Below are 26448 nucleotides of genomic sequence, written 5' to 3'. Positions count from 1 at the left end.
AAATGATTGACCCCGCCACTTCCGCTGTTAGATGAGAGGGGAACACCTGACTGACCACTCCCCCACCCCACCGCTTCCGCTGTTAGATGGGAAATGGGATAGCAATCCTCCTACTCCCCCACCCCACTACTTCCGCTGTTAGATGAGAAATGGGATAGCGACCCTCCTACTCCCCCACCCCACCGCTTCCGCTGTTAGCGCGGTAGCCGAGAAGTTCCCTGGTCGAGGAACGGGATCGAGTAACTGCGAGTGGTTAGACAGCAGGATTTCGCGGGATTGTAGCTGTAGAGCGACACACCCACCCCACTACTTCCGCTGTTAGCTCGATGGAAAGGGGTATACGCTGTGGGACCACGCTGTTTCTCCACCCTGAACAGGTCGAGTATCTTGGGATACCTCTTCTTCGACCCCTACTCCCACCCCACTGGTTCCGCTGTTAGGACCGAAAGTTGGTGGTGACCTATCCAGATCGCGGCCTGAATATCTCTAGAGCTAGTAAATAACTTCAAGTGTCTCAGTAATAAACCATAACCGTAGGACGTTATCACAAAATAGCAAAGCACCCCCTCCCATGGGGGTGGTGCCGTCTATTTATTCCCTAACAGCGGAACCAGTGGGGTGGGGGTGTGGACCCATTCTTGTTACAGTTGCTGGGGCAGGCCATCCACAACTTCCAGTCGAGGCGGAGAGTCGGCTGAGGCGTCTATCGACTCGACACAGCGGTGAACCATACGGCCCAAACTTACGCCGACAGACGATACCCGGAGTAGACTTTATTCATGAGCGAGAGTAAGACAACCGCTCGGTAAGCGTACGGATTGACTGAATCCAGAACTGTAATACGACTTGAAGCTGTATTGTCCATTATGTCCGACAAAAAACCACAGCCAAATAATCCATTAGCTCCGTATTATCCCTCAGAAACGCCGAGTTTGTCGGGGAATGGTCGAAAGTGGTTTGCCATACTTGTTCTCGGGTTCTGGCTATTTCTGGCGGCGATTGCGCTCGCTGTTGAGCTTTTCCTGTGATTTCGCCACAGTTGCGACTGAGAACCGCCGGCACGAATAGACACACCCGGCAGCGCCCAATATCCATTTTCAGCGTATTACCCGCGTCTCTTCACCTCACGGCCCCTCTCCAGTTTCGCTCGCACCAGACTGGGCTCCCGATCACTCACCGATAATCGCTGTGGAGCCGGCCTGCCCCTCACCGCGGTTCGAAGACGTGGACCGGCCAGTCGCTCTCGTAGTCGAGCGCGACCTCACGCTCTGTGGCCGTCGGCTCCCGCACCGTGAGTTCGACCGGGTCACCGATGGTGACGTCGGCGTAGTCGGCGGCAACGCGGCCAAGCAAGCGGCCACCGTCCGCGAGTTCCACCACGGCGACCGTGTAGGGCGCGTCCGCTTCGAACGCCGGCGGCGGCGTGTGGACTGTCGTGTACGAGAAGATCTGGCCCTCGGGTGACTGCGGTTCGACGTCGACGTCGCGACTGCCACAGGCGTAGCAGGCCGGTCGCGGCGGCAACAGGACCTGTCCACAGTCCGTACAGACCCCGCCCAGGAGTTCGCCATCGGCGAGCGCGTCGAAGAAGCCCGGCAGCGTCCGCGGGTCGGTTGCATCAAGGCCGCCGTCAGTCATGCTGTCTCCGCTGGCATCGAGATCGCCGTCAGTCATGGTGCCTCCGCCGTCGTAAGCACATGGCCAACGGTAACCGCGTCCGCGACGCCCCCCTCGTTGAGCAACAGGGCTGTCTCGGCATCCTCGACTGCCCGGTCGCCCGCGGCCCCCGTGAGCTGTTCGTAGGCTTCGAGCGCCTGCAAGAGCCCGGTCGCACCGATGGGGTGACCGCGGGCCTTCAGGCCGCCGCTCGGGCTCAACTGCACGTCGGTCCAGCCGTCAGCCCGCTCCGCTGGCGGCTGGTAGCTCTGATAGCCCGTTCCCGCGGGAGCGAAGCCGGCGGCCTCCGCGAGCAGCGCCTCGCAGACGGTGAATGCGTCGTGAACCTCCGCGATGTCGACGGATTTGGCGTCGATACCCGCTTCCTCGTAGGCCGTCTCGGCGGCAATGCGAGCGCCCGCGATGTCGGTCATGTCCCGCTCCGCGACCGCGATGTTGTTCGCGGAGGCCCCGCTGCCCGCGACGCGCACCTGCGGCTGGTTGAGGTCGGCCGCCATTTCGGCGGTCGTCACGAGAACGGCGGCGGCACCGTCCCCGACCGGCGCGCAGTCGTAGAGCTTCAACGGCGGGGCGACGGGATCGGACTCTAAGACGGTCGCGACGTCGATCTCTTTCGGGAACTGTGCCCGGGGGTTGCGAGCGGCGTTGGCGTGGTTCTTCACTGCGATCTCGGCGAGGTCGCGTTCCGTGGCGTCGGTCTCGTGGAGGTACCGCTGGCCGAGCAGTGCGTACTGGCTGGGGGCGGTGATGCCGGAACGCTGCTCGATGGCGCGGTCGAACGCCGCCGAGAGCGCGTCCGTCGCACCGCTGGTGCCCGCGGACGTCATCTTCTCGACGCCGCACGCGAGCACGGCCTCGTGTTCGCCGTTACGGACGTCCTTGACCGCGTGTCGTAGCGCGAGCGCGCCCGCGGCGGCACACCCTTCGACTCGCTCGGCGGGGACGTGTCGGAGGCCGGCCCACTCGGCCAGCAGCGTCCCCTGCATAATCTGGTGTTCGTAGGTCTCCGACTGGTTGCCGACGTACACCGCCTCGACGATGTCGGCAGGGTCGGGCAGGTCGTCGAAGGCCTCCGCAAGCGCGACCGAGAACAGGTCACGGCCCGGGAGGTCTGTGCGGCCGAGCGGCGAGGCACCGACCGACGCGATGACTGGCTCTGGCATCTGTACCTCCCACATGTCTGCGAGCCTAGTTAGTCATTCCCATTTTCTAGATAGTTGAAATATTGGCCCCGTCGAACTACGCACATAGCATCGCAGGTGCCGTCGGGGTCGCTCGTCCCCGATCTAACTCACCCCTCGAATCGGCGTTCGGACCGTCTTTCGCGTCGCGGTATCTGGTGTCCAAACTGCTTCAGTCGTCGGCCGAGGCACCGCTTGTCTGCAGTTCATGCTCCGAGAGTTCTGCGGATGGAGCGAGGAACTCAGCAGGGTCGAATGCAGTCAGTTCTTCACCCTTTGAGACCTTCTCAGGCCAGTCCGGATTGGCGAGTGCGCTCGTCGCCAACGTTACCAGGTCGGCACCGGCATCGACCTTCTCGCGTGCCGCGTCAGGCGCTCCGAGCCCGCCGTTGTCGATGATGACTGTCTCATCTGCTGCGTAGGTAGCCGCGGCCTCGGCCAGCGTCGGTCCGTCGTCGCCAAACGCCGGCGTGGTCGCATCGGGTTCGGTGACGTGGATGTAGTCGGCACCGGCCGTCGACAGTTCCTCGAAGAACACCGCTGCGGCGTCCTCGCCTTCGGGCCACAGGTGGTCCTCGTCAAGGGCGGTCGACTGCGAGACACGAATGCCAACGACGAAATCGGCGGGTGTCGCCTCGACGACCGCAGCGACAACCTCTTGCGGATAGCGCACCCGGTTCGCAGGCACACCACCGTACTCGTCATCACGCTGATTGAACTCTCCCGAGAGGAACTCGTGAAGCAGATACCCGTTCGCACCGTGGATCTCGACACCGTCGAACCCCGCTTCGATGGCGTTCTGCGCCGAGGTAACGAACCCGTCACGGATGTCGGCTAGCTCGTCGACCGTGGCTGCTTTCGGCGTAGGGAAGTCACCGCTCCCGCCGTAGGCTTCGGCCTTTTGTCCGTCCGGTTGCACCGCCGATGGGGCGATGGTCTGTTCCCCGTCGATATGTGGATTCCCCTGGCTCTGTGCGCCGGCGTGCATCAACTGGGCGAAAATCGGGACACCAGCGTCGTGGACCGCCTCGGTAACCTGTTGCCAGGCCGCTGCCTGTGCGTCGGTCGCCAGACCTGGCTGGTTCAGATACCCCTGGCTGTATGCGTTGTCTGGATAGGTCCCCTCTGTAATAAGAAAAGAGAACCCACCGTCGGCGAACCGCTGATAGTACTGTGCCATCTCCGCCGTCGCACGGCCGTCGTCGGTGGCGCTCACCCGTGTCATCGGCGCGAGGCCAACTCGGTTGTCTAACGACAACTCGTTGAGTGTAGTTCCGTCGAACAGTGTCACACCACCCGGTAAGCGGATAAGACAATTAACGGCTGGTTCAGCATACGCCGAATCAGTCGCCTGTGAGTAAAAAGATAATACATTTGCCATTTCGAAGCACGCTTCGAACGTGTTCACTCCGGCGTGACTGGGGAGCCTCCAAACGCACGGAGACTCGGGAGCCAGCCGCTCACTTGCTACGTCTATCGTTCGGTTATGACGCCCATATACGCGTACTGTCTGCTATAGAGAGCAATTATAATCATTCATTTTTCATGCCTTGCTGGCAAAGGGTATGGTTCAAAGTGGTGGCGGGTACGACCATGTATCGCGGCGGTCGGTTCTGAAAACATCGGGGGCTGCACTCACGGTGGGGACCGTGGGGCTAGCCGGATGTAGCAGTAGCAGCGGTGCCAGTGTCCGGCCGGTCGACGAAGACAGCCTCACCATCTGGCATGCCATGGGTGGTACCAACGGTGAGACGCTGCAGGGGCTGGTCGACCAGTTCCAGTCCGAGACGGACATCGACGCGAACCTGGTCTTTCAGGACTCCTACGAGGGGGTACTGACGAACACACTGAGCGCACTTGACTCCGGCGAGGTCCCCGATGTCTTCCAGATCGACAGTCTGTTCGCACAGCAGGTCCTCGACACGGACGCGGTCGAGCCCGTCGAGAACTTGCTCTCCGACGACTACCCGGTCGATGACTTCCTGTCGAACGTGACCTCGTTTTTCACCATCGATGGGACGCTTACGTCGATGCCGTTCAACAACTCCAACGCCATCCTCTATTACAACCGGTCGGCGTTCGAGGAAGCCGGACTCGACCCGGACAGTCCGCCGACCACGCTTGAGGAAGTCCGAAGTTACTCGCAGACGCTCGTCGACGAAGGCGTCACCGACGCCGGCCTCACATGGCCGAACCATGTCTGGTTCGTCGAGCACTTTTATTCCGTCGACGGCCAGACGCTACTCGACGCCGAGAACGGCCACGCCGGTCAGCCGACGACGATGCAAACGGACAACGCCACGGCCCGGTCACTGTACGAATGGTGGCACGAGATGGCAGACAACGGCCTGTTCAGCAACCCCGGGATAGAGGCTTGGGGGGAAGCAACGTCCACGTTCCTCACCGGACAAGCCGCCATGTTGATGACCTCGACGGCATCGGTCACTGGTATCCGCTCCGGCGCGGAGGAGAACGGGTTCGAGGTCGACAACGCGTTCTATCCGACGATTGACGGCGACCGGACCGGGCCAGTTATCGGCGGGGCTTCGTGGTTCGTCCCCTCCGGACTGCCACAGGACCGCCAGGACGACATCGGCAGCTTCCTCGAATTCATGGGTCGACCGGAGTCACAGATCACCTGGCACAAGGGGACTGGTTACTACCCGATCCGACAGACCGCTGTCGAGCAACTCGAAAACGACGGCTGGTTTGCGGAGAACCCGATGTACCGAACCGCGTTTGACCAGTTGACACAGGCCGAGAACACGCCGGCGACAAAACGGATGCTCATCGGCCCGGCTCGGCAGGTCCAGACAACAATTCAGGATATGTCGGTCGAGCTGTTCAGCGGCGAGGTCGGCGTCGACGAGGGGCTCTCCGAGCTGAAATCGGCCGTCGAAGACGAACTAGACCGATACTACAGCTAATGTCCACCCACGAAGTATTCACAGACCGCCTGCAGGCCGGTGTGTTGCTGTTACCGACGATGGTCGTGTCGCTGTTGTTCCTCTATTACCCGACGGTCCGTGCGATAGGGCTGAGCTTTTACCAGGCCTCACTCGCCCGGGGTGACGTGTTCGTCGGACTGGAGAACTACAGGCGGTTAGCCGGCTCCACAGAGTACCTCCGGAGCGTCCTGCTATCGGTCCTGTTCGCTACGTGCGTCGTCGTCGGCGTGATGGCCGTTGCCCTGTGTGTCTCCTTTCTCATCCACGAGATCGAAGTCGGGAAGGGGCTGTATCTGGTGGCGGTTATCTGGCCGTACGCGCTGCCGCCGGCAGTCGCCGGGTTGGTGTTCCTGTTCATCGCACACCCGAACATCGGTATCTTCACGAGCTACATCGAGGCTCTCGGCATCGATGTCAACTGGTTCAGCAACGGTCCACAGGCGTTCGTCGTCGTGTTGATCGCAGCGGTGTGGAAGCAGATCGGATACAACGTTATCTTCATGACAGCCGCGCTCGGCAACGTCCCCGAGTCGCTGACTGAGACCGCTGAACTCGACGGCGTCTCCCGAACGCAGCGACTGCTTCGCGTGTACGTCCCGATCATCTCGCCGACACTCGTGTTCCTGGTCATCATGAACACGATTTACGGCTTCTTCGGCACGTTCGCCATGGTCGATCTCATGACCAAGGGCGGTCCCGCCGGTGCGACGAACATCCTCATCTACGACCTCTATCGGACCGCCTTCCAGTTCTACGAGTTCGGATTCGCCTCGGCGAAGTCCGTTGTACTGTTCGTCGCTGTCGGGCTGTTGATGTACGGCCAGTTCCGGCTGAGCGACAGGTACGCCTACTACGGAGGCTAACATGCTCGGGTCACTCCTCACCGCGTTGACTGCTGCCGCTGAGCGCTCCCGAGCTGCGGGACGAACCACCAGCGACCGCATCCGGCGATTTGAGACGGAGCAGCTCACGCTGCACGTACTCACAGCGACCGTCGTGTTCCTGATCGTACTGCCAGTGTTGATCGCGGCGCTTGTCTCAACGAAGCGGGCCGGGATCGTCACCTCGATCGCCGATCTGGCACCTGGCGGCCACGCGCTGTCGAACTACCGTCGTGCCCTCATTGGCCTCGAATTCTGGCGGTACATGCTGAACTCATTTGTGATGTCTGTCGCCGTCGTCGTCGGAAAGCTGATCGTGTCGCTGCTGGCCGCGCTGGTGATCGTCTACTACAGGTTCCCGTACAAGAACGCCGTGTTCCTGTTTATTCTCTTTACGCTCTTGCTCCCGGTCCCGGTCAGGTTTGTGCCACTGTATCGCTTGACGACGGAGCTTGGCATGGGTAACACGATCTTCGCTATCACGGTCCCATACTTGGCCAGCGCGACGACCGTCTTTATACTGCGCCAGCATTTCCTGTCGATTCCGGCCTCGCTCGTCGAGACGGCAAAGGTCGACGGTGTCGGGCCGCTGCGGTTTCTGTGGTCGGTCCTGGTCCCGATGTCCCGTGCCGTCCTCGTGGGCGTCTCGGTGATCATGTTCGTCTACACATGGAACCAGTATCTCTGGCCGCTGGTGATCATCAACGCCGAGAGCCTGCAGGTCGCACAGGTCGGGCTGAGCCTGCTTCGCGGACAGGCCAGCACCGGCGAAGTGGCCTGGTCGATGGTGATGACCGGGTCGATACTGACCCTGTTGCCGCCGCTGGCACTGCTAGTGCTGTTCCGACGACAGCTGCTGGAGACGTTTACGATCCAACAAAAGTGAGAGGATACCAATGACTGACGTAACCTTACAGAACGTACGGAAGGAATTCGATGGTGTCGTCGCCGTCAAAAACATCGACCTCCAGATACCGGACGGGGCGTTCGTGACTGTCGTCGGGCCCAGTGGGTGTGGCAAAAGCACCACGCTTCGGCTGATCGCCGGGCTAGAGCGGGCCACTGACGGCACGATCCAGATGGGCAACCAGGACGTCACCGGCGTCGAACCGAAAGACCGGGACGTCGCGATGGTGTTCCAGAACTACGCGCTGTACCCGCACATGACCGCGCGCCGGAACATCACGTTCGGCATGAAGTCGGCCGGCGACTTCAGTGACGAGGAAATCGACCGCCAAGTGAGAGAAGCCACAGCGGTGCTCGACATCGACGACCTGCTCGACCGAAAGCCAGGCGAGCTATCGGGTGGCGAACGACAGCGAGTCGCACTTGGCCGCGCACTAGTCCGTGACCCGGAGGTGTTCCTCATGGACGAGCCGCTGTCGAACCTCGATGCCAAACTCCGGATCAAGATGCGGGCTGAACTGGCGAAACTCCACGGCGAATTCGAGACCACGACAATCTACGTGACCCACGACCAGACAGAGGCGCTGACGCTCGGTGACCGGGTGGTAGTGATGAACGACGGCCGCATCCAGCAAGTCGACAGCCCACAGCGGCTGTACGACTACCCCGAGACTCGGTTCGTCGCGGAGTTCATCGGCGACCCCGCGATGAACATGCTCGCCGTGGATATCTCCAGTGATGGCACTGAATACGAGGCCGTCGGGCCGACGTTTCGCATCCCGTTACCCGAGGGCGACGGCTTGGAAACAGTCGCCGGAGGACAGGCGCTGCTAGGCGTTCGTCCGGAGAGCCTTTCGGTAGCTGATTCGGCCGACCGAAGCTCGTTCGCCGCTGAAGTAACCGTCACCGAACCGCTCGGTGATAGCCTCCTGCTGGAGTGTCGAACCGGCGATCAGGAGTTCAAACTACACGCCGAACCCCGAACGGCCGTCGAGCCGGGCGACCGAGTTGCGTTGACAGTTGAGACTGAGCGGCTCCACCTGTTCGACCCACAGACGGGCGCGGCCATCTATCACGCAGCGGCGGCGCAACCACCCGAAGAAACTGGCCCCATCGATAGCACTCTTTAGGTTTTCCGCCCGATTCTCGATCCTCCGATAGAAGCGACGAGCACCGACACTTTCGGTTCGATCCGGTGCTGTGGGCTTCTCGAACGCGACGACCGGCGCGACCACAGGAATAGTGGCAGAGCGCTGTCTCAGAGCCGCTGCTAGCGAGAGCGCTGTGCAAGCCCAGTTCCGTCCGATTCGCTTGCTACATGTAGTCTCAATACAACAAAGCTGGGGATTCAACCGGCATTTATGCTATATATTGATATATACATCCACTCTGCAGCCGTTTCTACTGCCGTATAACCCAAATAAACTCAAGAAAACGCAATGGTATATACTGATATGTGCAATCAATAGTTATATATAGATTGTGTAGGTAATAGGCCACGGAATGGTTCGAATACCAGACATATGCCGTCGAACCGTGCTAAAGAGTACGTCTGCTGCCGCACTGGGCTCCATTGTAGGCACTGCGGCTGGCAGGGAAAACGATCACAGCAGTACCGAACCGCCCATCGCTTCTCCACCGATCCTCGCTGCACACCGTGGCTACCGCGGTCTGTATCCGCAAAACACCATCGCCGCAGTTCAGCAGGCGGCGTACGGCGGTCCCAGCAGTCACGAGTACAATACCGATATGATGGAATGTGATCTCGTGCCTGCAGGCGGGAAGCCCTGGAAGGGTGAGGACTTCGAAATCGTCGTTTTCCACGACGATAAGCTAGACGACCTGACAGACGAATCAGGGTACGTCTGGGAGAACGACGTGCAGACGGTTCTGAACGCTGAAATCCGTGACAGCGGACAGACAATCCCTCGACTAGACGAGTTCGTCGAAGCGACTCCGGACAGTATCCCACTCGACATCGAGTGGAAGGCCGCTGGTGTCTCTCCCGACGACGACGCGTCGGAATCCGATGTCGAGACCTGGGATCCGTTCACGGAACAGGCACTCGAAGTCCTCTCGCATCACGAAAACGACGTTATCATCCAGTCGTTCCAGAAGGCTGCGCTGGAGTCCGTCCGAAACGCGGACGCCAGTATTCCGATCGCGTACCTGTTCTGGGATTCAATCGAGGACGGTCTTTCTATCGTCCGTGACCTGGACGCGGAGTACATCCAGCCGCCGTACAATATGATCATGAACACGCCCTTCTTCAACGAGGACTACTACCTCGAAGACCCGGATTTCGCCGAGATCGATCTGGTCGAGACCGCACACGAGGAAGGTCGGAAGGTAATCCCGTACACGATAACGACCTGGCATCAGGCGGAGAAACTGGTCGAGGCCGGTGTCGACGGAATCATCGCTGACTACCCCGGAGTGCTCGACTGAGCTCTGGGTATCGAGACCCCTGGAAACAGTTACTCCCCTGTTTCCGGACCTACTGTCCGTTTTCTACGATAGCTGCCAGTTCTGAAAGGTCGGTCACGACGTGGTCCGCGCTCACGTCACTCTCCTCTAAGTCCGCCGTACTGGTAACGCCAGTTAGCGGCAGTACCGTCTCCATCCCGGCCTGGTTCCCCATTCTGATGTCTGTCCCGAGGCGATCACCGATCATGAGACAGCGCTCCGGCTCGCCACCGAGCCGTTCCAGCGCCATCTGAAGGATTACGTTGGACGGCTTGCCGATCAACTGATCCAATTCCTGCCCGGTAACTCCTTCTATTGCCCCGATCATCCCTGCTGCATCGGGTATCTCACCACCATCTACCGGACACGTTCGATCCGGGTTGGTCGCAACGAAAAGCGCGTCGTTCTCGGTAAGTGCGATTAGCGCATCTTGTAGCGCCTGGTAATCGAAACCAAAATCAAGTGATGCGATCACAGTGCCCGCTCGTTCGGGGTCGGACGTCGTTTTCAATCCGGCGGCACGCAACTCCGCGACCAGAGCGTCTTCGCCGATGACGTAGATTTCGCGCTCCGGGTGCTGCGCGGATAGATAGTCCGCTGATGCAGTGGCGGACGTGATTATGTCCTCACTGCTGCAATCGATGCCCAGCGCGTTCAGTTTCTCGCAATACTTCTCCCGCCGGTCGATCGGCTTGTTCGTGACGAACAGCGTCGAAAGCCCCGCCTTACGTACTGTCCGTACCCCCTCTGCAGCGTTTTCGACTAACGAATCCCCGCGATATATCGTCCCGTCGAGGTCGATGATGGCACTGGTGTACGTCATCTAGAGTTCCTCCATCTCGAACGGTGACGCTTCGGCAGAAGCCGCTGCCGACGTGATCACAGGCGCTTCCTCTGCCGCAGGGGCCGCGGCGACCCTCGAAACACGCTGATAGCTCTGACTGTTCATATCAATTGGATGCTGATAACCACGCCACCGATCCCGATGAGCGACAGGTAGAGTGACTTTCGCACCACCGGCGCTAGCAGTGAGCGGTTGATACTTGTTGCAAACCCGATTTTCACGAGTATACTTGAGAGTGTCCCGGCCAGCACGCCTTGCGCCGCTACTGCCGGCGATATCTGACCGGTCGACGTCAGCGTCACTGCGGTCGTTGTCGTCGTGCCGCTCGATACGATGCCGCTGAGGAAGCTCGTAATCAGGAACCCGGCTGTTCCGAAGATGCGCTGTGCTCCGGCGGTCAGAATCAAGACAGCGAGGAAGAGCAAGCCGAATTTCAGCGCATTTGCACTGCTAAACGGCGAGTCGAAATCCAGTTCCAGATCTCCCTCCCAGTCGCTATCGTAATATGCGAGTCCGACGCCACTAATCGCGATCAGGCCGAGCGGGAGTCCAACACTGACAGCCGACTCGGGGACGAATGCAACGATGATCGCTAAATTACGGACCGCCATCGCCGCATCAGCGATCAGTATCGTTCCGACTGCGAGCTCTGTGATCCCCGCATTGTTCTTTGCCCTGCCCGCGATTTCGCCGATCACGGCAGTGGAGTTCACCAGCCCGCCGAAGAAGCCAGTTACAGCGATCCCCTTGCTGCCGTATCGCTGCATCACGATATAGTTGACAAACCCGATCCCACTGACTGCGATCACGAGCATCCAGACCAGTTTCGGATCGATCGCATCCCATGGCCCATACGTCCCGCCGGGCAGGAGCGGATACACGACAAACGAGATGATCGCAAACTCACCTGCGCTGCGTACTTCTTCTCGCGATAGCTGGTTCGCAAACTCGTGTAGCTCCCGCCGAAGGACTAGCAGGAACGACGACGTTATGCCAATAATGACGCCGATCAGAACGTGATTGGCTCCGACCAGTATCCCGACCGCGTACGCGACAAGTAACGAGGTCGAGGTTGTCAGAGACAGGCCGAACTCCAACTCACTATCGTCGCTGGTCCACTGTGCGACTATTCCCCGGATCCCGAGCAACCCCCCTTGCACGAGTACCAATGCCCCTCCCAAGGCAAGTAGTATCCTCTCGTCGAGTGACATTGCGGCAGCGCCGACCAGACTCGTCAGCGTAAACGTTCGGATTCCCGCAGACTTGTTGGCCCACTCTCGTTCGAGCCCGAGCAGCATACCCAGTGCACCTGCAATAAATAGGTGGAGTATCTCAGTATCGACAGTTATCCCCTCTATACCTCCGAAAGCAGCCGTATTCGCGATTGCACTCATTACAGTCATCTTATCTTACAAACGGTGGTTCCGTCATTTTTATATAGTCTATATACTACTATATTCTATATGGAGACAAATATACTGATGGGTAATAGGTGTTGGCCTTGAGGATCGCTTGAATATTGCCGTGGCCCCTGCGGAACTCGAAGGTCGCCCTCGATTACTGCTTAGTGTCCAGTATCCTTCATATGTCTGAATCTAATACTTATTCTAGTTTTTATATGAAGAGCGCGTAAAACTCGGTATGAGGGGTTTGTTGTTTTGTCAAATTTAAACATAAATACTTTTTAACCCAGGTTTCGCACATGTCTGCGTCGACAATGAAACAGAACCCAGTTGACCGACGATCTGTGTTGAAAATTGGCGCTACTGCGCTTGCAGCGGGCGTTGCAGGCTGTTCTCAGGAGAGTAGCCAGAACACTGAAGCGTCTGGTGGTGACAGCACTGATAGCAGTGACGGTTCCAGTAGTGGCGACGGTAGTTCCGGACAGAGTACCAACTATCCCGAGTTCGATCCGGCGAACCCGGAGTTCCCGCAGCTGATGCAGACGCTCATCGAGGCAGGGTTCGAGACGGGGTCCCTGCAGGACCTGAAGAACATGAAGGAGCGCGAGAAGCCCCGCTACGGTAACCCCGTCCAGAGTACTCCCGATAATCAAGACGACCTGATTGACCCGGACCGCATCGCGTTTGCGATGACGCCGACGGAGGACCCGGCAGTCTACCGGGATACGATGCAACCGCTGATGGACAACATCGCCGAAGAGACGGGGAAATCGGTCAAGTACTTCCCCCTCAACTCGTACGCGTCCCAGATTGAGGCGATGCGATCCGAGCGCCTCCACGTCGCCGGGTTCTCCACTGGGCCAACGCCGTTCGCTGTGAATCTGGCCGGCGCTGTCCCGTTCTCGCTCCAGATTTCGAAGGAGGGTGACTTCGGTTATCGGCTGTGGCTCGCCACACAGGCGGATAACGATGAGATCTCGTCGCTGGAGGACCTCAAAGGCAAGCGTGTCGCACACGCTGAGCCGTCGTCCAACTCCGGGAACCTCGCTCCGCGTGCGCTGTTCTCGAACCAGGGCGTTACTCCGGGAGACGACTACGAAGTGAGCTACTCTGGCGGGCACGAACAGAGCATCCTCGGAGTGGCAAACGATGACTACGACGCTGCCCCCGTTTGTAGCACCTGTGTCACGCGTGTTGCGGAGGCGGACAACATTGACCCGACGAATCTCAAAGTCGTGTGGGCCAGCAACCCGTTCCCCACAACGAGCTTCTGTTACCGCTACAACCTGAAACCAGAAATTCAGGAAGGTATCAGGGCGGCATTCCTCGATTACGACTACTCGGACACCAAGATCGCGGAGGTCTTCGGTGGTCGCGGAAAATGGACGGAGATTGATTACGCCACTGTCTACGATATCATCCTCCAGATTCAGGAGAACAACGACATCAAGTACAACACCGAGAACATCGAAGGCTAAGAAGAGAACCGAATAATGCTCACTGTAGATAATCTGGAAAAAACGTACGACTCCGGTGATAAAGCACTCAAAGGTGTCTCATTCGAAGTCAGTGGTAACGAGATCGTTGCGATCATCGGGCCAAGCGGGGCCGGAAAAAGCACGCTCGTTCGTAGTATCAACAGGCTGACCGAGCCAACTGGCGGGCGTGTCTCGCTCGATGATACAGAGGTGACCGGCCTGGACAAATCAGCCCTTCGCGATGTCCGTCGCGATATGGGCATGATATTTCAGGAGTTTAATCTCGTCGAGCGCCTCACGGTGATGGAGAACATACTCTCCGGCCGCCTTGGCTATCTCAGTACGTGGAACGCGTTCCGTCGGAACTTCCCACCAGAGGATATCAAGCGCGCACGGGAAATCCTCAGTCGGGTGAACCTAGAGGGCGTCGAGAACAACCGTGCAGATGAACTCTCCGGTGGCCAGCGACAGCGCGTCGGTATCGCCCGTGCCGTCATTCAGCGGCCGAAAATTCTGCTCGCTGACGAACCGACGAGTGCGCTGGACCCCGATACCTCCCGGGAGGTTATGAGCCTCTTGACGGACATCGCTCACGAAGACGATATCCCGATCATCATCAACATCCACGAAGTCGATCTGGCGGTCGACTACGCGGACCGGATCATCGGACTCAGTGACGGTGAGATCGTCTTTAACGGCCCACCTGACGATCTGGATCAGGCAGCCAGAGACGAAATCTACCGCGGTGGTGAATCCATTGCGGACCGCGAAGAGCCGAGTGCTGGTAGCAGCACCGGATCTGACGACGTCATTGCTGAACGAGGTGACTAATCAATATGGCTGCTGAATCTGGATCGGCCGTTGAAGGATCTTGGGAGCGGCCCACAGTCTTCTACAACAAGAAAGTCAAGTATCTCATCTACGGGCTTATCTTGTTGTTCTTCGCGTATAGCTTCTGGAACCTTCGGATTTCTCCCAGCCGGTTCGTGCGAGGGATCGGAGCTGGTGTCGAACTCGTCACCAGTATGCTCCCGCCAGCGTACACTCCGTCGCAGCGGGAACTCCTCATACAGGGGATCGTCGAGAGTATCGTGATGACGATTGTCGCCACGACAATGGGTATTATCGTCAGCGTGCCGGTCGCTGTCATGGCTTCCAATAACCTCTCGCCGAAGCCAGTCTACTACGTCGGTCGCAGCATCGTTGCAGTCACGCGCTCACTCCACGAGCTCATCGTTGCGATCATTATGGTCAAAGCGGTCGGATTCGGTCCGCTCGCTGGTGTCCTTGCCCTCGCGTTCAAAACGATCGGATTCTTCGCGAAACTTCTCGCAGAAGAGATCGAAGACATCGATCGTGGGCAGATGGAGGCGATCACTGCTGCCGGCGGGACACCCGTTCAGACGTATCTCTACGGCGTTCTCCCGCAGGTAATGCCCCGGATCGTCGGCCTGTCGATTTACCGCCTGGACATCAACCTCCGACACAGCACTGTCGTCGGAATCGTCGGAGCGGGCGGTATCGGTATCACGCTGCTGAACTCCTTCGATAAGTACGATTACCAGTTTAGCATGGCAATTATCGCTGTCATCGTCGCCATCGTCATGGTTGGTGAAGGTGTCAGCGCTCTCGCTCGGAGGCGGATCCAATAATGTCAAACAGCACTGACTCATGGAGCCGGTTCGATCGCCGTGAGCGCTTACTCCGGTTCTTCGGGCTGCTAGCTGGACTCGTCATCCTCGTCGCAGCCTGGCGCGCCATGGAAGTGAATTACGGCTACGCCGTGACTGCCCCGCGTGAGCTGGCCGACCTCTTCGGCCGGATGTATCCCCCCAATGTGGGGTACTCCCGGACTATTGTCGGGCCGCTGCTCGAGACGATCAATATCTCGATTCTGGGAACGGCACTGGCCATCGTGATGGCGATCCCGGTTGCGTTCCTCGGAGCCAGCAACACGTCGCCCAACAAGCCGGCGTACCTGCTGGGGAAGTTCATCATCTCGTTTACCCGTTCGGTCAACGTCATCATCTGGGCACTGATCTTCGTGGTTATCTTCGGCCCTGGGGCCCTCGCTGGCGTGCTGGCGATCTCGATCAGATCGATCGGGTTCACTGCAAAGCTAATCGCGGAAGCCATCGAGGAGATCGACCGCGGGTCTGTCGAAGCGATCACTGCAGCCGGAGCATCGCCGATTGATGTGCTCATCTACAGTATCGTTCCACAGATCAAGCCGGCGTTCATCAGTGTCGCGACGCTTCGATGGGATATCAACGTCAGAGCGTCGACGATCATCGGGTTCGTCGGCGCAGGCGGGATCGGCGTCCCGCTCCAGACTGAGATCAATTACTTCAACTGGGAAGCAGTCCTGACGATCCTCATCTCGATTCTGGGCCTTGTGCTCATCAGTGAAGCCATCTCGGCCTATCTGCGCAAGAAAGTAATGTAGGCGAGCAGTCCGCTCGTATCGCCTATTATTATCCGCCCAGACAAATACATAATATTGTAAAGCATCTATCAAAAAACTTATATGTTTGGGCTGTATATTGATAGTGGGGCCAACGCCAGTGTCTGCCAACCTGGTTTCCCCACTCTCCGTTTTGCGAGTGCCTCTATCGACGGATACAGCGTCGCGAGACAAGTCATTCCGCAAGAAGGTAGGATATCGGGGCCGTCGGTGCGGCCCGGATACCGGAGTGGATCTCCTGCCTAACCGTGATGCTCGCCCCAATGGGTATACGTGAGCTTACGATGTCTTACACCAGAGCCACGCTGATATACCCGAACCAGTCTGTGGCCGCCCCGCTGCTGGAGAGACGTGGTAGTGACGGCAGACGAACTCCCGGATACGTATCACGAGGACTGCTATCCCCTCACTCAGGTCAGCAACGGAATGGTGGGCAGCCGGGGGGGGAGTGGCGTGCAACGCACCATTCGAAGTCGTCATCCACGACGACAGGTTCTGGACTCGGGCCAATCGATGATCTGAATCGGATTCAAGGGGGAAATGGAGCGAGGACCAGAACCCACCTACCGGTACACAGTTGGTAACAAAAACAGTTGTGATATCGGCTTGCAGTCTATCGGTTCTGTGATTGTTGCGCGGCCACGAACGCTCTCTCGGAAGGCAAATTATTCAGCCGACTGTCAGCGAGCCCGTCGCAATTACGACACTGAGGTAGTCTCATTCAGAAACCGATTCATAATGGGAGAGTCAAACAGTAGTTCTCAACCTCGGGCGCCAGTGAGATGATCTGTTCTCGGCGCTCTAATTCACGGCGACGTGTCTCGATTCGCTCTTCGAGCTGTGCAAGTCGCTCCTGTTGGCCACGGATCGCGATGTCCATATCCGAGCCGGCGTCGGATTTGCGCTCGTACTCCTCGATGAAGGCCTCGATCCGTTCTCGTTCCGCCTGTGCATACTCCTCGAGATTTTCCAACTCCTGGGCAGTCTCCTTGTGACGTTTCTCCTGAAGATGGTTCTTGATCTCGTTGACACGCACGCTCACGTACCGGTCGGCGGCCGTCCGTAAGTCGGATTGAGCGTCGAGAACCGTTCGCAAGCCGTCGACGTCGGGCTTTGCTGCTACCGAATCGCCCTCGACGACACGTTCACCAAGCGCCTGCTGAGCGTCCTCTTGCGTCGCATCCACGAAGACGGGGATGGTCTCCTCTCGAATCACATCGCCAGTGCCGTCCTCGAACGCCACGCGATAGTTGTAGGTAATCCCCGGCGTGTCGACGAACGGCAGCAGTTTGAGTCCGACCGCACCGCGCTCGTCCTCCAACACGCGTGCCATGAGCCGTTGCAGGACGTCCGTGTCCGGAGCGAGGTAGGTGATGTCCTCGTGATCCATCGCGAAGTCGCGGTCGAACGTGAACGGGCCGAACGTCGCATCTTGGCCGGGCGAATTGATCCCATCAGGCAACTCGGCTTGATAGAGGTTGGTACCGCGTTTCTCGAATTCGCCTCCGAAGGCTTCGACTGCTCGCTCGAAGAACTCGCGAATGTCTCCCTCGCTTCCGTAGACGTCCGCTGACTCGTCGACGACCTCCTGAATCTGCCGGCGACTCTCCGCGTCGAACGTGCTCGTATCGACGAGGCTCCGCTCGTACCACTCTTCGAGCGTCCGCTGGCGCTCCTCGATCAGCTCCTCGAGTTCCGCTTTGGTCGCACTCGGCGGGTCGTCGTTCTCGATGGACTCCATGATGAGCGCATCCACGTCGATGTCGTCGAGGATGCCAAGCACGTCCGCTGTGTTTCCGAGCTGGGAGCGGATCTCCTCGACCTTGGTCTGGAGCATTTCGAAGATTTCGCTCTCGCGGGTGTCGTCGAAGAGGAAGTTCCAGACCTTGACCTCCTCTTCCTGTCCGTAGCGATGGATGCGTCCGATCCGCTGTTCGAGGCGGTTCGGGTTCCACGGAAGCTCGTAGTTAGCCATGATGTGACAGCTGTGCTGGAGATCGATCCCCTCACTCGCTGCATCGGTCGCGAACAGGAGTCGTGACTGCCCGTGATTGAACTCGTCTTCGATCCGGGTCCGTTCGTCCTTGTCAACGTCGCCGTGAATCACCAGAATCTCGTCGGCCCACGGCTCGTCCTGCACGAATTCGAGAAGGTAGTCCAGCGTATCGCGGTACTCCGTGAACAACAGGAGTTTCTCGTCCGGCTGTTCCTCGAGGAGTTGGGAGATGAACCGTCTGACTTTCTGGGCCTTGGAGTCGACCGGTAGATCCTCCGCTAGCGACACGAGGTCGCGGAGCGTATCGATCTCCTCTTGGAGTTGTTCGTCGGTACTGGTGACGGTCAGACCGGCGATCTCGTCTTCCGCGTGTTGCTTGTCGTCCTCGTCTAGATCCTCGCCGTCGAGATAGGCTCGTGCTTCCTCGGAAAGCCCGTCCGTTTCTGCCTCTTCGTCGAGAAGGTCGTCGAGTCGTCGTCGGAGCGTCGCGTGAATCGCGCCGACGCTGCTCACCAGTCGTTTCTGCATGAGCGCCATCGCGAACCCGACTGCGGGTTCGTTCAGCTTCTCCGAGCGGTTGTAGACGTTTTTCACGTAGTCGGTGACAGCCCGGTAGAACTGTCGTTCGTCGTGGGTCATCGAGACCGATACCGAGTTGACCTCGCGGTCCGGGAAGACGCGTTCACCGTCCTCGTCGTAGATGTCGGTCTTCCCGCGACGGATCATGACGCGGTCGACTGTTTCCTGTGAGAGTTCCTGATTTTCGGCGACGAGGAACGGATCGATGTACTCCACGAGCGAGCGGAACGCCTCGCCCTTCCCGTCATGTGGCGTCGCGCTGAGAAGCAGCAACGAGTCGGAGTTCCCCGTGACGGCGTCAATCATCCGTGCCGTCTTGCTCGGTGAGTCCCCCCGCTTTGCAGCCTTGTGGGCCTCGTCGACCACGACGACGTCCCAGAACGCGTCCCGGAGTGCAGGCCGGAACTCGTCCTGCCGCAGGAACGCCATGCTGGTGACGAGCCGTTGCTGGTCTTGGGCCCAGATGTTAGCCTCCTCGCCGAGCCGTCGGCGCTCACCTTCCACCCACGCGCGGTCTGCCACGGTCAGGTCGATGTCGAAGAAGCGGTCCATATCCCGGATCCATTTCTTCTGGAGGTGGGCGGGAACGACGAACAGGACGCGGTCAGCGCGATTCCGTGCAGCGAGTTCCTTGAGGACGAGGCCCGCCTCTATCGTTTTCCCGAGCCCGACGTCGTCACCGATAAGCGCCCGCTGCCGGAGCTTCTGCATCACCCAGTTTACGGCGTCAAGCTGATACGGTTCGAGCCGAACGAGCGAGTTCGAGATGCTCAGGAGCTGTCCCTGTTCGTGAGCGAGTTTGAGCTTCGTCGCCTGCGTCCGGAGGTCGAACCACTGCGCCGCGACCGCATCGTGATCCGGATGAAGGTCGTCGATTCGCTGGTTGGCCAGTTCCTCGATTCCGGACTGCTGTGGCTGAATCTCTACATCGTCGAGACAGACAGTCTTGACGCCTTCCCCCTCGATATACGCTCTCAAATATTCGATCTCGCCGACTGTCTGTGTTTTGATGACTTCAGCCGGTGTTCCGTTGAGAAGGACTCGTTGCCCGGACGAGAATGAAGAATCCGTCATCGAGTGCTACGTGTTCCAAAACGGCATAGACTCTTGAACCTTGTCAGCCACCTCCTCTGACGGAGATCGGTTCCCCACCGCCTCAGAGTACGTTGTCCGCCACCACTTCCGGGACGATGTCTTGCTCGGCGAGCGGCGTGATGTTGATCGCGACGCCGTGTTTGTGGGTGGGCTGGTAGCCCGCGGTCACGACTTCTGAGAGCGCCCGTTCCTCCCAATCGCCGGAGATATCGGTCGCAACCTCGTCGCAGTTTGCAGCGATTTCGTCGGCCAGTTGCCGATACTCGTCAACGTCGGCCGCGAGTTCTGCGAGCAGTCGCTGCCGCTCGGCGACGCCGGTGTCTCCGATCTGTGACTGCTCGGCATCCTCGAACTGTTCGAAGTAGTACGTCATGAACAGAATTCCGTTGCTCGCGTAGTGGGAGGAGCCGACGAGATCGTCGTAGTACTCGAAGAGGTCGTAGAGATGTGCTTCGACGGGTTCTGAGCCGTCTTCGGCGTATGCCTCGAAGGCGGTCTGTAGGTCGTCGAGCGCATCGACCCACTCGTCTTTGTTCTCCTGTACCGTCTCGTAGAACGAGGGACTGAACAGGTCTGCCATATCTACGTCCTTCAGGTCGGCGAGGGTTTCGAGAGTGTCTAGCCGTGATGCTGTCCGCTCCCGGAACTCCGCCACGCGTTCGGCCGCCTCGGCCGCGCGTTCCTGATTCACGCTGGGCCAGTCACTCGGGGTGGCCTGTGAAAGGTCGCCAAGCCGTTCTTCGAACGCGCTGAGCTGTTCGAGGGCGCTCTCACACTGGTCGTACTCTTCGGCGGCGTCGGCTCGCTCAGTGGTCGAGAGCGATTCGTCGTTCCGACGGCTGTTTGCCGCCGCCCGGCGTTCGCGGAGGTGCGTCCGCCGCGGTTCGAGATACTGGTTCTGCAGTCGGTCGAAGATGCTCGCGTCCAACTGATGGTAATCGACGAGACAGCCGAAGCCCTCGCCCGTGGCGTCGGAAACGAGTCGCTCGGTCGAAAGCCGCCAGAGGATCGGCGTTCGGTCGAACTCCGCGACGTGGTACTCGAACAGGTCGTTTTCGAGCCACGCCCGAAGGTTCGGGTACGCTTCGTCGCTCGCGTTGCGGTTCCCGAGTACCGCGTCGGCTTCCGCGAGGCGGTCGGTCGCGTGCTCGCCCCAGACACGTTCGAACTCCGCCTCGATGTGGGTCAGAAGGTCGTCCGTGCCGTCGATTTCGGAAAGCGGGATAATGCCGTCATCGGTGTCGTTGATCGCTCGGAGCGTGAAGTGGAGAAGGAGGTCTTTGACCTGTTCCGGGAAGTCGCTAGACGGCTCTGAGATGGCCGCTGGAGCATACACTTCCTGTTCGCGTGGATCTTCGATAGTTCGGAGCGCGATCTCCTGAAGGATCGTCTCGCGCTGCCCGTCGGTGATGTCGAAGCAATCGAAGACGGCATCGTCGATGTCGTTCGCACAGGACTGGAGGGTTTGCTCGACTCGCGCCAAGTGTTTCGCGGCGGCAGTTCCGACCTGATTGAGCGAGTCTGCCGTGGACACAGTTTGTGTCGGGCTATCGAGCGAAAGTTCGTCCCGAAGCTCGCGGTGTGGATGATCGTACTGCGGTAGCGGGTCATCGACACCGAGTGCATCGAGCAGGACAGGCCCATCGTAATGCGGCGACACGAAGTCGTACTGCCGCTTCGAGATGAGGTGCCCGACGGCTTCCCGGGCGAGGGTTGCCAGTTCGTCGATCTCTTCGAGTTCTGTCCGCCACGGGACTTTCGAGACGAACCCGACTTCCCACATTCGCTCGGAGGTCTGTGCAAGCATCAGATACGTGAATAGATGGCTATTCGTGTACGAGAGGGCGTTCCAGATAGCCCGATCCGGAATCAGAACCGAGCCCTTGTGACCGAAGACGGACGAATCGTGGAGATACCCGAACCTCCGACCGCTTCGCTTTGCGACGGTGTACGTTAATGATTCGTTGAAGTAGGCGTCTGTATTGCGGGGGTAGGATTTGGGGTATCTATCGACTTCCGTCCCGTCTTCTCCCCAGAGGAGGGTGTTCTTTATTCGAGGCAAAAGCCACGCATCAGCGCCCCCCTTCGCAAACGGCACCCATTCAGCGCCCCTGTCTTCCCAGAACTTATGCACGAACCGGGAATCGTCTGCGGTTGCGGTACCCTGTTTGATGTCTCCAAGCGTCTCCCGGTCCTCTAAGCCCGCATTATCCGCGTCGAGAACGGTATCGGACTGATAGATGCTTCGCAGGCCTCGTGGCACCCAATAAGAAAGCGGCGTGCCGGGAACCATCGCAAACTCGGACAGGTCTCGGTGATAGAGTCGCTTGACACCGGTTTCAGACCCCTCGAAAGACGCGCGGATGAATTCCCCTTCCTTCTCACCCTTCGCAACATCCGGGAGGCGGATGAACGTCCCTGTCTGCCCGCTGTCTGCCTCGGAGCGAACAACTGTCCCGACAGTGCCGACGGTCGCGTTGTCGAGGATGTCGTACCCGAACTCCGAGAAGAAGTCGAACGCACCTCTCCCACCGACGAAATCCTCCCGGAAGGTCTGGAAGGACTTGTTGAACATGAACGACCACGGAACGAGCATCCCCGTGCGTCCGTCGGCTTTGGCCAGCCGATCACACGCCTCGAAGAAATTGATGTAGTACTCCGTCGTATATTTGTAATTCTCGTTCTCTTCGACGTATTCCTGCACGGTGTCCGGCATTCGTCCCCCCGAACCATACGGCGGGTTCATAAGCGCCACGTCGTACGATTGGCTTAACACTACCAGCAGATTCAGGAAACTCTTGAGGTTCTGTTCGCCGAACGAATCTGACGAGCGCTCACCAACGGCTTCTCGAAGTGCCTTCAAGAAGGAGTTCAGCGACTGGTGTGTTCCGTCGCCCCAGTCCGAGAGGTCCGTCTGACCGCTCTCGAACACGTCTTCGAGCGTCCCACTCACGTCCAGCAGGCTCCCGAGGGCTTCCGTGTGCTGGAACGTGTCGATGATCTCTCCCAGCGCAGCACGCAGGTCCGTTCCCTCGCCGGTAATGTCGTCCAGCACTTCTGCGCCTTCCTCGACCTCTGCCACGCGGGCGTCCGCACAGACGATGTCGACGCTGGGCATCTCGAACTGGCCGTCTTCCGCTTCGGTACGTGTTCTGGCCTTCAGATACAGATTGAACGCCGAGAGCTGACACGAGCGCAGGTCGATGTCGACGCCGTAGAGGTTGTGCTCCAGCACCTTCGCCGGAATCTCGGCGCGGTCGAGATCGGTTTCGGCCCACCAGATGCGCTCCAGTACGTCGAACGCATAGAGGAGGAAATGGCCGCTCCCACAGGCCGGGTCGATGACCCGCAGTTCCGACGGATGATCGAACTCCGGTGCATCGCCGGCCTCCTCGTCAGGGATAAGGTACGTACAGAGTTCGGGAACGGACGGGCTGTCCTCCGGCGTGACCAAGCGCTCTTTTCGCTCTTCGGGGCTGAGAGCGTCCGGATTCGGAACGGCGTCTTCCTGCTCAGTCGCTTCGAGATAGAGTTTGCCGAGGGAGTTGTCGGTGAGCATTCGGACGACCCAATGGGGCGTGTAGAACTGGTTCGCCGGCCCCACGTCCTCCGGTTCGAGCGTGTTCTTCGCGTCGAGCGCTTCGACGACTGGGCGGTTGTAGTACTCGTACACCCAGCCCAGCACGTCGTCGGCTCGCCAGACCTCGTCGGGTACCTCGTCCAGCATTCCACAGAGGTCTTCGTAGGTGTCGTCGTCGGGGTCGATCAGACTGTAGGCGGTCGAGCGGTCGAAGAGGATCTCGATCTCCGCGGCCAGTTTGTCGCACGCGTTCCGATAGGCTTCGAGGACGGCCTCCTCTTCCAGCATGAACTCCTCGGTGACAAGCCGGTCAGCGGCCGGCGTGAGGCCGTCGTCGCGGAAGGCCGTCACTTCGTCGTCGATGAAGTCCCGGACCTCCATGCAGCGAAGCGCGGCCAGCCGATTGACGACCGTGTAGCCGACGCCCGTAATGTACTGTTCGTGGGCCTCCTCCCAATCGTGGCCATCGGCGGCTTCGAGTTCGATAGCTTCCACGAGGGTTTCCTGCGTCTCGCTCAGGGACGCGTCATCAGGACGGTCTGCCAGATCAGACGCTTCGAGCTGGTAGCGAACGTTCGCCTCGATACGGTCTCGCATCTCGGTGACGACCGCTTCGAGGTGTTCGCGCTCTTCCTTGTCGAGTTGCGCCTTTCGGGGGGCCAGAGCGTTCCCATCCATATGAGAGTCAGTGATATTCTCCCAGTACAACTGTGGTCTCTTGAATATTGCCCCATCGCGATGGCTCGATCAGGACAGCTACCCCTGCGTGATGCTGATGAAATCGAGCACGAACTCCTGTGGGAGCAGGCCACCGTGGTAGAACCGTGCGTCCCCGAGGCCCTGCTTTTTGAACCGCTTGAGCGGGCTCGCAAGGACGCTGACGTTGGCGTCGAGATACCCCAGCCGGGTGCTGGAGTCGAGTAACACGCCGGGTGAATCCGCGTCTACGTCCTCGCCGGCAATCCATCGCCGACCGGAGTCGGACGCTTCCGTCGGCCGAGAAATCTTCTCCGGCGACGCGCTGTCCGGGAGCAGGACGAACCCGTGATCGGTCAGCACGTAGGCCTGGTCCCACTCTCCCTGTTCGAGCTTCGTCCCGATGAACTCCGCGAGCGAGTCGACGCGTCGGGCCAGCATCGCCTCGAGGTCGCTGAGTTCCTTCTCGCCGATGTCGTCGAGGTCGTTTTTGAAGTAGGCGACGCGCGTCGACTGCCAGCCGTCCTCGGTGTCGCGAGTGACCGTCCAGCCGTCGCCGCCCAACAGCGAGTTCCGCCGGTTCGTGTTCACCTTTCGGTTGTTTCGAAGGGGCTGTAACTCGCCGTCGACCAGCGAGACGTCGAACATCTGGATCTCGCCCGGCGTGAGTGCGGCCTTCCCGAACTCGGTCTCCGAGGGCAGCGTCCCGAGCCAGACGTCTTCGTCGACGGCGAACTCGGGGGCGTCGGCCGGGAGCGTCGCCACGTAGTCGCGCAACTCGTCCGCGAGCCGGCGCGCGAGGTCGAGTCGGAGGGCGTCGATGACAAACAGTGCGACCGTCTGGCCGCTTTCGAGGCCGGCGGACTCCTTCGTGAAGAACTGATAGGAGTGGTCCTCGTCGACGAACGGAGCGCCGGCCTCGACAGTTTCGGTGACGCGGTCGCCGAGGGCTTCGAGGTACTCGACGTATTCCGACTGGAGCTGGGTGCGGAGGTCGTCAAGGGTATCGACGGCAGGATGGTCGGCAGGGAGGTCGGACTCGGGCGCGCCGGCGACGACGAGGTTGAGCATCGCGTTGTCGATCTGCCACGTTCCGTCGTCCGGATCGGCGTACAGCGAGACGACGTCGTCGGTGGCCCTCTCGTCCCACGTCTCGAGTTGGTGTGCGAGGCGGGCGACCTCCGCGGCCTGCTCCCACGTCTGCGTCCACGGACTGTCCGGGCCGTAGGCACCGCGGTAAGTGCCCCGGAAGTCCTCACTCCCGAGGAGAGCGTCGTACCGCTCCTCGGCGCGCTCGAGACACGTCTCGTAGTCGCCGGCGTCGAAGGACGCGTGCCACTCCTCCCAGAGACGACGTTCGAGCGCGGCGTCGACGAGACAGTCCGCGAGGTCCCACGGGTCGTCGACGTCCGCGACGACATCGGGCCAGGTCGCTTCGCCGAGGTAGCGGTCGGCGAGGAGACCGGCCGAGGTGGTGTTGTTCAACAGCGACTTGAGTTCGGGGAGGTCGTGATCGCCGGCCGTCTCGGCGCGGCACTCCGTCGGGAACCGTTCGGCGTCGACACCGGCGTGGATCAGCCACTCGGCGACGGCCCACCGACGCGTCGCCGCGACGATCCCCGCGGGTTCGTCCTCGCTGGCGACCGCGTCGACGCCCTCGCTGGTCAGCAAGTCCTGCATCTGCTCGATGGTTCCGGGGCTGTCGTCGATGTCGCCCCAGCCGTTCTCCAGCACGAACGCGACCGGGTCGGTGTAGCCGCCGGTGACGATCCGCGTGCGGAGCTGTTCGAGCGTCGGGAGCTGGCCGCCGGTGAGCTGGTCGTGGAGAATCCGCGCGATCTCGCGGCGCTTTGCGGGGTCGTCCGACCGCGTCGTGGTTTTCAGCTCCCACGCGTCGAGTTGCCCGCGCTCGAACGCGTGGACGGTGAGGTCTTCGATGCTCATCTCCACCTCGCCGCCGGTGTGCTCGACGTCGCGGAACCAGTCGAAGTCGCCCTCGGCGTCTTCGGGCTCTTTGACGTGTGGAACGTACCAGACCTGTTCGCCGTCGACCGGGTTGGCACGGAGTTCCAGCGGCGTCTCCTCGGCGACTTTCAGGTGAACGCCGAGTTCGTCACAGGCCTGCTCGATGACGTCTTCGAGGTAGTTCCCGTCGTCCCACCAGAGGACAATCGGGTCCGCTGATTCGGCTCGGTCGAACTCGTTTCGGATGGTGTCTTTCGCGGCTTCGGGGAGCGTTTGCGTTGCTTGCATA

The 26448-nt window shown here is 59.8% G+C and carries 17 protein-coding genes; 9 read left to right on the top strand and 8 right to left on the bottom strand.

What is annotated here, in order from left to right; translation table 11 throughout:
• Positions 1-1206: 1206 nt before the first annotated feature.
• The 3 genes from SG26_RS00435 to SG26_RS00425 form a co-directional block, all read right to left on the bottom strand.
• A complete protein-coding gene (locus tag SG26_RS00435; protein ID WP_050038219.1) occupies positions 1207-1638 on the bottom strand; it encodes a Zn-ribbon domain-containing OB-fold protein in 432 nt (143 codons plus the stop codon).
• A gap of 32 nt (positions 1639-1670) precedes the next feature.
• Complete coding sequence (locus SG26_RS00430) at positions 1671-2840, bottom strand: beta-ketoacyl synthase N-terminal-like domain-containing protein (RefSeq protein ID WP_014030921.1); 1170 nt, start codon at positions 2838-2840, stop codon at positions 1671-1673.
• Between the two features lie 190 nt (positions 2841-3030).
• Positions 3031-4149, bottom strand: coding sequence for an NADH:flavin oxidoreductase (locus SG26_RS00425; protein ID WP_044952603.1), 1119 nt, complete (start codon positions 4147-4149; stop codon positions 3031-3033).
• A gap of 439 nt (positions 4150-4588) precedes the next feature.
• Between SG26_RS00425 and SG26_RS00420 the strand changes: the two genes are divergently transcribed.
• From SG26_RS00420 to SG26_RS00400, 5 genes are all read left to right on the top strand, one after another.
• Positions 4589-5785 carry an ABC transporter substrate-binding protein gene (locus tag SG26_RS00420; protein WP_008308325.1) on the top strand — a complete coding sequence of 399 codons (1197 nt, stop codon included), beginning with the start codon at positions 4589-4591 and terminating at the stop codon, positions 5783-5785.
• Positions 5785-6669, top strand: coding sequence for a carbohydrate ABC transporter permease (locus SG26_RS00415; RefSeq protein ID WP_008308323.1), 885 nt, complete (start codon positions 5785-5787; stop codon positions 6667-6669). The genes SG26_RS00420 and SG26_RS00415 overlap by 1 nt, the downstream gene beginning before the upstream one ends.
• Before the next feature lies 1 nt (position 6670).
• Positions 6671-7573 (top strand): carbohydrate ABC transporter permease, encoded by a 903-nt coding sequence (locus SG26_RS00410; protein WP_014030925.1) that lies wholly within the window; start codon positions 6671-6673, stop codon positions 7571-7573.
• Positions 7574-7583: 10 nt separating this feature from the next.
• Positions 7584-8723 (top strand): ABC transporter ATP-binding protein, encoded by a 1140-nt coding sequence (locus SG26_RS00405; protein ID WP_050036535.1) that lies wholly within the window; start codon positions 7584-7586, stop codon positions 8721-8723.
• Between the two features lie 373 nt (positions 8724-9096).
• Positions 9097-10041: a glycerophosphodiester phosphodiesterase gene (locus SG26_RS00400; RefSeq protein ID WP_023842940.1), complete on the top strand. Its 945-nt coding sequence runs from the start codon at positions 9097-9099 to the stop codon at positions 10039-10041.
• Between the two features lie 49 nt (positions 10042-10090).
• Here SG26_RS00400 and SG26_RS00395 read toward each other — a convergent pair whose 3' ends face one another.
• Both SG26_RS00395 and SG26_RS00390 read right to left on the bottom strand, forming a co-directional pair.
• The gene (locus SG26_RS00395; protein WP_050007814.1) at positions 10091-10882 is read right to left on the bottom strand and encodes an HAD-IIA family hydrolase; all 792 of its coding nucleotides are present in this window, start codon (positions 10880-10882) and stop codon (positions 10091-10093) included.
• Between the two features lie 122 nt (positions 10883-11004).
• Positions 11005-12306 carry an MgtC/SapB family protein gene (locus tag SG26_RS00390; protein ID WP_175055128.1) on the bottom strand — a complete coding sequence of 434 codons (1302 nt, stop codon included), beginning with the start codon at positions 12304-12306 and terminating at the stop codon, positions 11005-11007.
• 299 nt (positions 12307-12605) lie between these two features.
• Here SG26_RS00390 and phnD point away from each other — a divergent pair, with 299 nt between their 5' ends.
• The 4 genes from phnD to phnE (SG26_RS00370) are packed head-to-tail and all read left to right on the top strand — an operon-like array spanning position 12606 to position 16230.
• Entirely contained in the window at positions 12606-13784 is a 1179-nt protein-coding gene (gene phnD / locus SG26_RS00385; RefSeq protein WP_175055127.1) for a phosphate/phosphite/phosphonate ABC transporter substrate-binding protein, read from the top strand.
• A gap of 15 nt (positions 13785-13799) precedes the next feature.
• Positions 13800-14615 carry a phosphonate ABC transporter ATP-binding protein gene (phnC, locus tag SG26_RS00380; protein WP_008308314.1) on the top strand — a complete coding sequence of 272 codons (816 nt, stop codon included), beginning with the start codon at positions 13800-13802 and terminating at the stop codon, positions 14613-14615.
• Positions 14616-14620: 5 nt separating this feature from the next.
• Positions 14621-15436, top strand: a complete 816-nt coding sequence (gene phnE, locus SG26_RS00375; protein WP_050036534.1) for a phosphonate ABC transporter, permease protein PhnE — start codon at positions 14621-14623, stop codon at positions 15434-15436.
• A complete protein-coding gene (gene phnE, locus SG26_RS00370; protein WP_050036533.1) occupies positions 15436-16230 on the top strand; it encodes a phosphonate ABC transporter, permease protein PhnE in 795 nt (264 codons plus the stop codon). The genes phnE (SG26_RS00375) and phnE (SG26_RS00370) overlap by 1 nt, the downstream gene beginning before the upstream one ends.
• 751 nt (positions 16231-16981) lie before the next feature.
• Here the strand turns inward: phnE (SG26_RS00370) and SG26_RS00365 are convergent.
• The 3 genes from SG26_RS00365 to pglZ all read right to left on the bottom strand — a co-directional run bounded on the left by SG26_RS00365 (position 16982) and on the right by pglZ (position 26447).
• Positions 16982-19897 carry a helicase-related protein gene (locus SG26_RS00365; RefSeq protein ID WP_050036532.1) on the bottom strand — a complete coding sequence of 972 codons (2916 nt, stop codon included), beginning with the start codon at positions 19895-19897 and terminating at the stop codon, positions 16982-16984.
• Between the two features lie 82 nt (positions 19898-19979).
• The gene (gene pglX, locus SG26_RS00360; protein ID WP_050036531.1) at positions 19980-24176 is read right to left on the bottom strand and encodes a BREX-5 system adenine-specific DNA-methyltransferase PglX; all 4197 of its coding nucleotides are present in this window, start codon (positions 24174-24176) and stop codon (positions 19980-19982) included.
• Between the two features lie 78 nt (positions 24177-24254).
• Positions 24255-26447 (bottom strand): BREX-5 system phosphatase PglZ, encoded by a 2193-nt coding sequence (pglZ, locus tag SG26_RS00355; RefSeq protein WP_050036530.1) that lies wholly within the window; start codon positions 26445-26447, stop codon positions 24255-24257.
• Position 26448 lies beyond the last annotated feature (1 nt).

The sequence above is a fragment of the Haloarcula sp. CBA1115 genome (assembly GCF_000827835.1).
Taxonomy (GTDB): domain Archaea; phylum Halobacteriota; class Halobacteria; order Halobacteriales; family Haloarculaceae; genus Haloarcula; species Haloarcula hispanica.
Note: the sequence above shows the minus strand (reverse complement) of the source record. Positions and strands in the feature narration are given on the sequence as shown.

What these genes read in the sequence shown, in the direction of transcription:
- phnD (WP_175055127.1), top strand. Translation starts at nt 12,606, where the DNA reads ATGTCTGCGTCGACAATGAAACAGAACCCAGTTGACCGACGATCTGTG.
- SG26_RS00430 (WP_014030921.1), bottom strand. Translation starts at nt 2,840, where the DNA reads ATGCCAGAGCCAGTCATCGCGTCGGTCGGTGCCTCGCCGCTCGGCCGC.
- SG26_RS00390 (WP_175055128.1), bottom strand. Translation starts at nt 12,306, where the DNA reads ATGACTGTAATGAGTGCAATCGCGAATACGGCTGCTTTCGGAGGTATA.
- SG26_RS00400 (WP_023842940.1), top strand. Translation starts at nt 9,097, where the DNA reads ATGGTTCGAATACCAGACATATGCCGTCGAACCGTGCTAAAGAGTACG.
- phnE (WP_050036534.1), top strand. Translation starts at nt 14,621, where the DNA reads ATGGCTGCTGAATCTGGATCGGCCGTTGAAGGATCTTGGGAGCGGCCC.
- phnE (WP_050036533.1), top strand. Translation starts at nt 15,436, where the DNA reads ATGTCAAACAGCACTGACTCATGGAGCCGGTTCGATCGCCGTGAGCGC.
- SG26_RS00435 (WP_050038219.1), bottom strand. Translation starts at nt 1,638, where the DNA reads ATGACTGACGGCGGCCTTGATGCAACCGACCCGCGGACGCTGCCGGGC.
- SG26_RS00365 (WP_050036532.1), bottom strand. Translation starts at nt 19,897, where the DNA reads ATGACGGATTCTTCATTCTCGTCCGGGCAACGAGTCCTTCTCAACGGA.
- pglX (WP_050036531.1), bottom strand. Translation starts at nt 24,176, where the DNA reads ATGGATGGGAACGCTCTGGCCCCCCGAAAGGCGCAACTCGACAAGGAA.
- SG26_RS00405 (WP_050036535.1), top strand. Translation starts at nt 7,584, where the DNA reads ATGACTGACGTAACCTTACAGAACGTACGGAAGGAATTCGATGGTGTC.
- pglZ (WP_050036530.1), bottom strand. Translation starts at nt 26,447, where the DNA reads ATGCAAGCAACGCAAACGCTCCCCGAAGCCGCGAAAGACACCATCCGA.
- phnC (WP_008308314.1), top strand. Translation starts at nt 13,800, where the DNA reads ATGCTCACTGTAGATAATCTGGAAAAAACGTACGACTCCGGTGATAAA.
- SG26_RS00420 (WP_008308325.1), top strand. Translation starts at nt 4,589, where the DNA reads ATGGGTGGTACCAACGGTGAGACGCTGCAGGGGCTGGTCGACCAGTTC.
- SG26_RS00410 (WP_014030925.1), top strand. Translation starts at nt 6,671, where the DNA reads ATGCTCGGGTCACTCCTCACCGCGTTGACTGCTGCCGCTGAGCGCTCC.
- SG26_RS00415 (WP_008308323.1), top strand. Translation starts at nt 5,785, where the DNA reads ATGTCCACCCACGAAGTATTCACAGACCGCCTGCAGGCCGGTGTGTTG.
- SG26_RS00395 (WP_050007814.1), bottom strand. Translation starts at nt 10,882, where the DNA reads ATGACGTACACCAGTGCCATCATCGACCTCGACGGGACGATATATCGC.